Annotated in this window: 9 protein-coding genes; 2 read left to right on the top strand and 7 right to left on the bottom strand. The window is 73.1% G+C overall.

Annotation, left to right across the window (positions count from 1 at the left end):
• Window position 1 precedes the first annotated feature (1 nt).
• The 6 genes from ABZS58_RS47050 to ABZS58_RS47075 all read right to left on the bottom strand — a co-directional run bounded on the left by ABZS58_RS47050 (window position 2) and on the right by ABZS58_RS47075 (window position 7191).
• Window positions 2-1858, bottom strand: coding sequence for an ATP-binding cassette domain-containing protein (locus tag ABZS58_RS47050; protein WP_354790928.1), 1857 nt, complete (start codon window positions 1856-1858; stop codon window positions 2-4).
• Complete coding sequence (gene cydD, locus ABZS58_RS47055; protein WP_354790929.1) at window positions 1855-3492, bottom strand: thiol reductant ABC exporter subunit CydD; 1638 nt, start codon at window positions 3490-3492, stop codon at window positions 1855-1857. The genes ABZS58_RS47050 and cydD overlap by 4 nt, the downstream gene beginning before the upstream one ends.
• 15 nt (window positions 3493-3507) lie before the next feature.
• Window positions 3508-4470 carry a cytochrome d ubiquinol oxidase subunit II gene (locus tag ABZS58_RS47060; protein WP_354790931.1) on the bottom strand — a complete coding sequence of 321 codons (963 nt, stop codon included), beginning with the start codon at window positions 4468-4470 and terminating at the stop codon, window positions 3508-3510.
• A complete protein-coding gene (locus tag ABZS58_RS47065) occupies window positions 4467-5717 on the bottom strand; it encodes a cytochrome ubiquinol oxidase subunit I (protein ID WP_354790932.1) in 1251 nt (416 codons plus the stop codon). The genes ABZS58_RS47060 and ABZS58_RS47065 overlap by 4 nt, the downstream gene beginning before the upstream one ends.
• A gap of 108 nt (window positions 5718-5825) precedes the next feature.
• Window positions 5826-6362 carry an ACT domain-containing protein gene (locus ABZS58_RS47070; RefSeq protein ID WP_354790933.1) on the bottom strand — a complete coding sequence of 179 codons (537 nt, stop codon included), beginning with the start codon at window positions 6360-6362 and terminating at the stop codon, window positions 5826-5828.
• A 22-nt stretch (window positions 6363-6384) separates the two neighbouring features.
• A complete protein-coding gene (locus ABZS58_RS47075; RefSeq protein ID WP_354790935.1) occupies window positions 6385-7191 on the bottom strand; it encodes an amino acid-binding protein in 807 nt (268 codons plus the stop codon).
• Window positions 7192-7391: 200 nt separating this feature from the next.
• Between ABZS58_RS47075 and ABZS58_RS47080 the strand changes: the two genes are divergently transcribed.
• Both ABZS58_RS47080 and ABZS58_RS47085 read left to right on the top strand, forming a co-directional pair.
• Window positions 7392-8417, top strand: a complete 1026-nt coding sequence (locus ABZS58_RS47080) for a phosphotransferase family protein (RefSeq protein ID WP_354790936.1) — start codon at window positions 7392-7394, stop codon at window positions 8415-8417.
• A complete protein-coding gene (locus ABZS58_RS47085) occupies window positions 8417-9628 on the top strand; it encodes an acyl-CoA dehydrogenase family protein (protein WP_354790938.1) in 1212 nt (403 codons plus the stop codon). The genes ABZS58_RS47080 and ABZS58_RS47085 overlap by 1 nt, the downstream gene beginning before the upstream one ends.
• A gap of 53 nt (window positions 9629-9681) precedes the next feature.
• On the opposite strand, the gene ABZS58_RS47090 is transcribed toward ABZS58_RS47085, so the two are convergent.
• Window positions 9682-10122 (bottom strand): hypothetical protein, encoded by a 441-nt coding sequence (locus ABZS58_RS47090; protein WP_354790939.1) that lies wholly within the window; start codon window positions 10120-10122, stop codon window positions 9682-9684.
• Window positions 10123-10573 lie beyond the last annotated feature (451 nt).

Here is a 10573-nt window from a genome sequence, read left to right on the forward strand (position 1 = left end):
GTCACCCGCTGTTCGTCCGGCCTTCGGCGACCCGCACGACCCGGTCGAACCGGCCGAGCTCCGCCGCGCGGTGCGTCACGACGACGACGGTCCGCTCGCCGGCCGCCCGCAGCGCGGTGTCGAGCACGGCGTCGGCCGCGGCGGCGTCGAGGCCTTCCGTCGGCTCGTCCAGCAGCAGCACGGGCGGCGCCGCGACCAGCGCCCGGGCGAGCAGCAGCCGCTGCCGCTGGCCGCCGGAGAGCTTCCCGCCGTCCTCGCCGACGATCTCGTCGAGCCGGTCGCCGTATTCGGCCAGCCCTGCGTCGGCGAGCGCCCGGCGCAGCGTCGCGTCCCCGCCGCTGATCTCCCTGCCGAGGAGGAGGTTGTCGCGGACGGTCGTGTGGAACACGTGCGCGTCGGCGAACACTCCCCCGGCCACCCGCCACGCCGCGACCCCGGCGGGCATCCCCTCGACGGCGCCGGACGCGAGCGGCACCCGCCCGGCGATCGCCGCGAGCAGCGTCGACTTGCCGGAACCGCTGGCCCCGACGACCGCGACCCTGCTCCCCGCCGGCAACACGAGATCGACGTCGACGAGCGCCGGCGGCAGCCCGTCCCCGTACCGCACGGTGACCCCGCGCAGCACCAGATCGACCGCCCCGGTCAATGGCCCGGTCAGCTGCCCGGTCAGCTGCCCGGCATGCGGCTCCGCGCCGACGCCGGCCAGCAGCGCAGCGGCTGGCGGCTCGGCCAGCGGACCAGCATGCGGCTCCGCGGCAACCCCGGCACGCGGCACAGCGATCAGCGGCTCGGTCAGCGGCTTCGCGGCAACGCCGGCACGCGGCACAGCGGCGTGCGGCCCAGCGGCGTGCGGCCCAGCGGCGTGCGGCCCAGCGGCGTGCGGCTCGGCGACATGCGGGGCGGGGGCGGGGCTTTCCGGGGCGGCGGTGGCAATGAGGGCGCGGACCCGGCGGAGGCCGCCGCGGAGTTCGGCGTGGCGGACGGCGGCGGCCGCGAGTGGCACCACCACCTCGCCGACGGTGAGCGCGACGAGTGCGAGCACCGCGGCGGAACCCTCGTCGGCGATGACACCGATCCAGACCGCGACAGCAGCCGGGAACAGCGCCGCCACCCCGCCGACGACCGCGGCGACGGTCGAGGACCGGGCTTCCAGCGCGGCGAGCCGGCGGCCCCGGGCGTCGGCATCGGCGAGGGCGGCGGGGAGGGCGCCGTAGGCGGCGAGCTCCGCCACCCCGTGCACCACGTCGACGGTCGCGGTCGTCAGGTCCCCGCGCGCGGCGGCGATCCCGTCCGCCCGCGAGACGGCGAGCCGGTGCCCGGCGAGGGGCAGCACCACGCCGGCGACGAGCAACCCGGCCAGCAGCACCAGGCCGGCCCGCGGGTCGACGACCGCGACGCCGGAGACCGCGGCGAGGCCGACCACGGCGGCGACCCCCGCGGGCAGCGCGCTGCGCAGGACCGCGTCCTGCACCCCGTCGACGTCGGACACGACCCTGCTCAGCACGTCCCCGGACTCGACCCGCGCGGCAGGCGCCGCACCGTCCGGAGCGGCGGAGACGGCGAGGGCGCCGAAGGCCCTGGCCCGCAGGTCGGCGAGGACCCGCAGGACGGCGTCGTGGCCGGCGAGGCGTTCGGCGTACCGGAGACCGCCCTTGATCAGGGCGAACCCCCGCACCGCCGCGATCGCCACCGACAGCGCCGCGAGGGGCGGCTGGTCGGCGGCGCGGACGATCATCCAGGTGGCGGTGCCGACGAGGCCGATCCCCGCGGCCTCGGTCAGGACGCCGAGGAGCCCGGCGAAGACCAGCCGCACCAGCGCGCCGGGCGTGAACAGGCGGACCCGCACGGCGGCGGTCATGCCGGCACCCCGGCACTCAGCCGCGGCGTGGCGACGCCGTCGCTGATCTCGACGACCCGGGTGGCGATCGACAGCAGCGCCGGCCGGTGGGCGACGAGCAGGGCGGTGCGGCCGGCGGCGAGCCGGGCGGCGGCGGCGACCACGGCGGCCTCGCCGACCGGGTCGAGCCGGGCGGTCGGCTCGTCGAGCAGCAGCAGGTCCGCGGTGTCCCGGCGCAGGAACGCCCGGGCCATCGCGAGGCGCTGCACCTGCCCGCTGGACAGCCCGTGTCGCGTGAGGTCGGTGTCGTACCCCTGCGGCAGCGCCCGGATGAACGCGTCCGCGTCGGCGGCCACGGCGGCCTCGACGACGAGCGGCGAAGGGGTCTGCGGCGCGCCGAGGCGGATGTTGCCGGCGACGGTGCCGGCGAACAGGTGCGGCCGCTGCGGCATCCACGCCAGCCGGGCCCGCCACGCGGCCAGGTCGAGACCGGCGAGGTCCACGCCGTCGACGAGCACGCGGCCGCTGGACGGCGTGACGAAGCCGAGGACCAGGGCGAGGAGCGTGGACTTCCCGCCGCCGCTCGGGCCGACGAGGGCGACCCGGTCGCCGGGCCTCACGTCGAGGGTCAGGTCGCGCAACGCGACGACGTCGCCGTGGCGCACCTCGACCCGGTCGAGGACGAGCGACGCGAAGCGCGCATCGGGCAGGCGTGGCAGTGTCAGTACCGGCGCGACGGGCGCGGCGTCGAGGACCTTGAAGATCTCCGCCGACGCCGCGAGCCCTTCCTGGCTGGCGTGGAACCTGGTGCCGAGCGCGCGCAGCGGCAGATACGCCTCCGGGGCTAGCAGCAGCACGACGAGCGCGGCGGTCAGGGTCATCCGGCCGTCGAGCAGCCGCAGGCCGACGGGGACCGCGACGAGCGCCACGGACACGGTCGCGACGAGCTCCAGGACCAGCGCGGACAGGAACGCCAGGCGCAGCGTCCGCATCGTCGCGACCCGGTAGGCCTCGGCCATCGCCCTGACCCGGCGGACCTGGGACCGTTCGGCGCCGAACGTGCGCAGCGTGGGCAGGCCGATGACGGTGTCGAGGAAATGCCCGCCGAGGCGCTGCAGCAGGTGCCACTGGTGCTTGGTGCGGGCGCCGGTCTGCCGGCCGACGAGCACGCCGAAGACGGGGATCAGCGGCACGGTGAGGCCGACGATGACCGCGGACCGCAGGTCGGTCCACGCGAGCCAGGCGAGCGCGCCGAGCGGGACGGTGACGGCGAGGAACACCTGCGGCAGGTAGGCGGCGAGATACCCGTCGAGCCCGTCGACGCCACGCCCGGCGAGGGTGGCGAGCTCGCCGGCGCGCTGCTCGCCGAGCCTGCCCGGGCCACGGGCGGTGGCGGCGGCGAGCAGCTCGGCCCGCAGGTGCGCCTTGACCCGTGCGGTGGCCCGCCCGGCGACCGCACCGGCGACGGCGCCGTGCACGCCGCGCAGCACCACGAACGCGAGGCACGCCGACGCCGCTGTCATGGAGAAGCGGGTCAGCAGGTACGCGAGGCTGACGGCCTGGCCGACGATCAGGATCGCGGCCAGGACGGCCGAGCCGGCCAGCACCATCGCGTAGTGCCTGACCGGCCCGAGCCGCATCAGTCTTCTGTCCATGAACGTCCGCGCGCCCTACCAGTAGAGAGGGGTGGGCTGACTCTCCCGCCGCCTGAACAGCCACCAGCAGGAGACCTGCACGGCGACCAGCACCGGCAGCAGTGGCGCCGCGCCGATGGCGAGCAGCCGGAGGGTGTCCCCACCGGCGGCCGCGCTGTCGACGGTCACCGTCGCGCCCGGGTCCATCGTGGACGCTAGCACGCCGGGGTACCTGGCCAGCCCGACCGTGATCACGGGTAGGGCGCACGCCACAAGGGCGGCGGTGAACGCCCGGCCGCCGCTGAGGAACCGTGTCGCGAGCAGGGCACCCGCGGTCGCCGCGACCAGGACGGTGGCCAGGAGCGGGTTGCGGATGTCCGGCGGGTCCTGCGCGTACCAGACGCCGGCTGTCACCACGACGAGTCCCGCGCCGGCACCTGCCATGAACCGCGGCGCGCGGACGGCGACCCCGCGCCAGGCGAGGTACGCGGCGCCGTTGACCACGACGAGGACGACGTTGACGAGCGCGGTGAGCCAGACCGCCGGGCTGGCCAGGGGCGCGAAGCCGTGCACGTGGCCGTCGGCGGTGATCGGTGCACCATGCAGGACGACACCCAGCAGCAGCCCCCAGCTCACGGCGAGCGCGAGGGCACCGCCCGTGATGAGCACGTCGAACCCGCCGCGCCGCACCGCCCGGCCGCGCAGCTGCACGCCCGCGTTGAGGGCGACGAGCCCGGCGACGGCGACGACGACCACGGGATACGCGGCGCCGAACAGCTCCCCCTCCAGGCGCGGGAACGCGGCGACCAGGACTCCGACCGCGCCGACGATCCAGACCTCGTTGCCGAGGAACCTGGGACCGATCGCGTTGAGTGCCTCCCGTTTCCCGGTGTCGCCGCGGTACAGCGGCAGCAGCAGCGCGACGCCCTGGTCGAGACCGCCGAGCGCGGAGTACGCCATGAACAGCAGCCCCAGGATCGCGAACCACAGACCACTCATACGGAGACCTCCTCGCGCTCGGGCAGGGGCTGGGGCAGGAACTCGTCGCCGGGACCGCGGGCGGCGCGGCGGGCGAGCAGCCACCAGTCGAGCAGCGCGAGCCCCGCGACGAGCACCGTGAAGCCGATCGTCGAGGCCGTCAGCACCCGGTCGCTCATCGGTGACACCGCGTCGGCGGTCTTGAGCAGCCCGTAGACGGCCCACGGCTGGCGGCCCTCCTCGCGCACGACCCAGCCGGCGATCGCGGTCAGGAACGGCACCGGGATGAGGGCGGTGAGCAGCCACAGCATCGGCCGGGCCCAGCGGCGGGTGCCGAGCATGTCGCGGAACGTGAGCAGCTGCGCCGCGAGCAGGATCAGGAACAGCAGGTTCGCCACCATGATCATGAAGCCGAGCGAGCCACCCACGACGCCGCTGTCCGGCAGGTAGTCGCCGGGGCCGTGCTTCGCGACCCACTCCTCCCGCAGCCGCAGCGCGTCGTCGCCGCTGCCGGAGAGCTTCGTCGGCTGGTTCGCCCCGAGCGGGCCGAACTGGGCGTAACCGAAGCCGATGGTGAAGAACAGGCCGGCCAGCGCGCTGTGCAGACCCTTGCGCAGGGACCGCCCGAAGAACTCGTCTCCCGGGCGGCGGCGCAGGTGCCAGGCGCTCACGCCGGCGACGAACATCCCGCCGGTCAGCGCGGCCACGGCGACCACGTGGGCGAGGGCGAACCACAGCGCGCTGTTGGTCAGCAGCGCGGTGAAGTCGGTGAGCCTGGCCCGGCCGTCGCCGTCCAGGACGTAGCCGACGGGGTGCTGCAGGAACGCGTTGGAGACCATGACCCAGAACGCGGACAGCAGCGCGGTCGCGGCGACGCCCCAGATCAGCGCGAGGTGCAGCTTCTTGTCGATCCGCTCCCAGCCGAAGAGCCACATGCCGAGCAGCGTCGACTCGAGCACGAACGCGACCAGGGTCTCCATCGCCAGGGGCGCGCCGAACACGTCACCGGTGAGCCGCGACAGGCCGCTCCAGTTGAGCCCGATCTCGAACTCCATGACGAGCCCGGTGGCGATACCGACGGCGTAGTTGATCGCGTACAGCGAGCCCCAGAAGCGGGCCATCCTGCCGTACAGCGGGTCGCCGGTCCGCACGTACCGGGTCTGCGTGGAGGCGACGAAGAAGACCAGGCCGAGCGTGAGCGCGACGAAGAGGAAGTGTATCGAGGCCGTGAGGGCGAACTGCCACCTCGCGGCGTCCAGCGCGTTCATAGGTTGCCCCCCGACATGTACCCAACCGACATGTTGGCAGACTACATGTACGGAGAAGAAAAAGCAGCGCTCGTCCTCCGCCAAGGACGAGCGCTGCTGTGGAAAGTCTCAGGCTGCCGTGTTGCGCTTCCCCGCCACCTGGGCGAGCCCGACAAGGGCGTGGGCCCGGGCGTATTCGGCGGGCGTGAACGCGGGAGCGGGACGCCGGACGTAGAGCGTGCCGCCGGCCGGGTCCTGCAGCTGCATGCCGGTCGCCGTGTAGCCCTCCGCACCCGTGGACGTGTCGGCCCGCCAGGAGATGTCGCAGTCGCCGAGCAGCGACGCGATCGCCTCCTCCAGGGTCGCGGTGCCGTCCAGGACCTTGCCCGCCAGGGCCAGGACCCGGGTCGGCTCGTCGATGAGGCCCCGCACGTCGGCCTGGGCGATCCACGCGTCCCGGCCCCGGCCGCGGCGCACGGCCTCGGCGAGGTCGGCGACGGACAGCTCGTCGGGCGCCTCGACCAGGAAGTCGTCGACCGCACCGGACTCGGTGGTGTGCACCTGCACGGAGAGGATGTTGACCTTCCGCAGCGCGAGGCTCGCGGTCAGGACTGAGAGGAAACCGGGACGGTCGTCGACGGTCGCACGGATACGCCAGAGGGTCATGCGTCTGCTCCTTGCCTTGCGGTCACGCCGCGCGTGAGCCGGTTGTGCCGGCGGGAGCGGGGGTTCCGGCAACGGAACCTCCCGCTTTACCCAGCTCCGCCAAGCCGGGCCCCGCCAGCCGTTCCCCCAGCACAGATGCGGTTGCACCGACCAACTGCGCCAGCCGCTCCACCTCGGAACCGTGGAACGGTGGTGCTCCCGCGTCGCCGTCCGCCCCGCCGCGGGCGACGACAAGGACCAGACCTCCACGCTGAAAAGGCGCGACAGCAAGATGAATGCCGTCAGCTGCGCTGATCGCGCGAGGCCGGAGTGGTGCGATGTCCACCTGTGGGGGGACATCCGGAGTGCGCCAGCTGGCGCAGACCACCGAGGATGCGGACCATGCCTGTGCGCGCGCGCCGCCGCCCGCCCAGTCCGTTCCGACAAGGATCGCGACCGCCCAGTCCGCTCCGAACAGTGCCGGTGCCGCGTCCACGACCGTTGCCAGGCCGTGCTGCGGGTTTGCCGCCACCTGTCCGACGAGCGCGACCTCGCGGCCACTACTCGGCTCCGACAGCTCCGTGCCGCGCCACACACCGTCCACGCGAACGCCTGGGATCGCCGCGAGACCGGTGAGGACCCGGTCGACAGAAGCCGAAGCCGGCCATACCACGGTCAGATCGTCCACCGCGCGGCCACCGACGCGTTCCAGTACAACGACCGAAACGATGTCGGCACCGACCACACCCAGCGTCCGGGCAACCTGCCCGAGTGAGCCGGGACGGTCGGGCAGCGCAACTCGCAGCCGTAGCAGCATTGGGTCGACCTCCCGTTCGTCCTTGGCTGACATGTACGCCGCCGTTGGTGTACGTCACTTGCTCTCCGGTTCTGCCAACAGCTTGCCTACCGTGAGTTTCCGCGCCGTTTCGCCGGAGTGTCGATGCCGGAACGTCTCGGCCCGTTGTTTCAACGCCGCAAAGCAGACATTTAGCGGTGAAATACCTCGCCCGGACCTTGACAGAGAACGCGTCTCACCCATGGACTGGCCCTATGAGCACCCCGCCCGGCCTCGATCTCCCCCGCCTCGAGGCCTACCTCCAGGACGTCGCGCCTGGGCTCGTCACCGCACCCATCGACGCCGAGCTCATCGCCGGCGGACGGTCCAACCTGACCTACGTGGTCAACGAGGTGTTCGTGCTGCGCCGCCCGCCGCTCGGGCACGTCCTGGCCACCGCGCACGACATGGCCCGGGAGCACCGGATCATCTCCGCGCTCGGCCCCACCGCGGTGCCGGTCCCGGAGGCGCTGCTGCTGTGCGAGGACGACAGCGTCCTCGGCGCGCCGTTCTACCTGATGTCGCGGGTGCCCGGGGTCGTGCTGCGCAGCCGCCGGCAGACCGACCCGCTCGGCGAGCAGGCCCGCCGCGACGTGGCGTTCGCCATGATGGACACCCTCGCCGAGCTGCACCGCGTCGACCCCGCAGCGATCGGGCTCGGCGACTTCGGCCGCCCCGAGGGCTTCCTGGAGCGGCAGGTCCGGCGCTGGTCGAAGCAGCTGGCGCAGTCCACCAGCCGCGGCCTGCCGGACGCCGCCGCGCTCCAGGACCGGCTGGCCGCCACGGTCCCGGTCTCCGCCACGACCGCGATCGTGCACGGCGACTACCGGCTCGACAACCTCATCGTCGACCCCGCCCGGATGCGGGTCGCGGCCGTCCTCGACTGGGAGATGGCGACCCTCGGCGACCCGCTCACCGATCTCGGGCTGCTCCTGGCGTACTGGACGGTCCTGGACCGCCTCAAGACCGGGGTCAACCCGATCGCCGACGGGCTCGGCGCCGACGCCGGGTTCCCGACCGGCGACGAGCTGCTGCAGCGGTACGCCGTCAGCAGCGGCGCGGCGCTGGACGACCTGCACTGGTACGTCGCGATGGCCTGCTACAAGCTGGCCGTCATCCTCGAGGGCATCCACTTCCGCTACACCAGCGGCCAGACGGTCGGCGCCGGCTTCGACCAGATCGGCGCGCTGGTCCCACCCCTGCTCGCGCAGGGTCTCGCAGCGATCAACGGAGAGAGCTGATGGACTTCCGCTTCGACACGCGCACCGCCGACCTGCACGAGAAGCTCACCGACTTCATGCAGGACTTCGTCTACCCGGCCGAGCCCGTCCTCGAGTCGCAGCTCGCCGCCCTGGACGATCCGTGGGCGCGCCCCGCCGTCATCGAAGACCTCAAGGCCGCGGCCCGCGACCGCGGGCTGTGGAACCTGTTCCTGCCCGACGACCGCTTCGGCGCCGGCCTCACCAACCTGCAGTACGCGCCCCTGGCGGAGATCACCGGCCGCAGCCCGCACCTCGCGCCCGAGGCCGTCAACTGCGCCGCGCCCGACACCGGCAACATGGAGGTCCTCACCACCTCCGGCTCGCCCGAGCAGCAGGACCGGTGGCTCAAGCCGCTGCTGGAAGGGCAGATCCGCTCGGCGTTCTGCATGACCGAGCCCGACGTCGCCTCGTCCGACGCCACCAACATCTCCACCCGCATCGAGCGCGACGGCGACTCGTACGTCATCAACGGCCGCAAATGGTGGTCCTCCGGCGCGATGAACCCGAACTGCGCCGTCCTCATCGTCATGGGCAAGACCGACCCGGGCGCCGAACGCCACCGCCAGCAGAGCATGATCCTCGTCCCGCGCGACGCGCCGGGCGTCACGGTCAAGCGCGGCATGCACGTGTTCGGCTACACCGACGCGTCGCACGGGGGGCACGCCGAGGTCGAGTTCGCCGATGTACGGGTCCCGGCCTCGCATCTGATCGCCGACGAGGGCTCCGGGTTCGCCATCGCCCAGGCCCGCCTCGGCCCCGGCCGCATCCACCACTGCATGCGCCTCATCGGCGCCGCGGAACGCGCGCTGCAGCTCATGTGCGAGCGGGTCAGCGAGCGGATCGCCTTCGGCCGCCCCCTCGCCGAGCAGGGCGTCGTGCGCGACTGGATCGCCGAGTCCCGGGTCCGCATCGAACAGGCCCGGCTGCTGGTCCTCAAGACCGCGTGGCTCATGGACACCGTGGGCAACAAGGGCGCGCACACCGAGATCCAGGCCATCAAGATCGCTGTACCGCAGATGGCCGAATGGGTGATCGACAAGGCGATCCAGGCCCACGGCGCCGCCGGCGTCAGCCAGGACACGCCGCTCGCCGCGCTGTGGGCATCGGCCCGGACGCTGCGCCTCGCCGACGGCCCCGACGAGGTCCACCGCGCATCACTCGCCAAGCGGGAGCTGCGCAAGTACAGCTGAACGGTTTTCAGGGCGGGCCGCTTACCGGCCCGCCCCCGTTGTTCAGCTGTTCGCTATTCCGCGACGCGGTACGGTGCGGGCGCCTCGTACGTGGGGGACGGCACGTCCTCCTCGTCCTCGAACCGCTCCTGCGCCGCCTGCAACGCCTTCGGCGCCGACGCGGCAACCGCCCAGCCGACCGCGACCCCGCCGAGGACGGCGACCGCGATCCACCCCCACGGCTTACGCTGCTTCCGGCCCGACAACGCGTCGAACGCCAGGCTCGCCCGGCCCCACGCCTCGTCGGCCACGGACCCGACCCGGTCCGACGCCGTGCCGTACCGGCTCGACGCCTCGTCGGCGAGGTCGTACGCCCGGCCCTTGAGGTCATACGCCCGGTCCTTCACAGACCCGCCCACCGAACGCGCCGACTCGACCGCGGCCACCAGGTGATCCCAGGCGTCCTCAGCCACGCTCTCAGCGCGCCGCTTACCCTTCTTCCACTGTGCGGTCATCTCAGCCACCTCTCCTCCATCGATCAGGTGCCCGATGCCCGCCCTCCGCAAACGGCTGTAACCCGCCCGTCGCCTTCGGCGATAGCTCGCTGCCCCACGCTGCGCGCGGGTCCCGCCGGGGGATTCTCACCCCGGACCCCCAATGCGCCGCTCCGCGACGCACTGCCAGCGCGTCCCGCGCGGCAGCCTCCCACGCGTGCGCGTGGCATCCCCTGCCCCGCCCTGTTCACCCACCGCTCCCCCCGTGATCCGGAAGAGAAATAGTCGCCCCGACGACCAAAAGTCTTCCGGATCACGAGAACCAACCACCCCGCCCGGTGCTGGGCGGTGCGACTCCATGATCCGGAAGACTTCGTGTCTTGGCGTTTAACGTCTGGGTCTGGTTTGTCACCCTTTCTGGGGGACAACAGCGGGGCGGCCACCTGATCACTCTTTGAGGAAGAAGACGAAT

It is taken from the genome of Dactylosporangium sp. NPDC005555 (assembly GCF_040605635.1).
In the GTDB taxonomy this organism is placed as follows: Bacteria; Actinomycetota; Actinomycetes; order Mycobacteriales; family Micromonosporaceae; genus Dactylosporangium.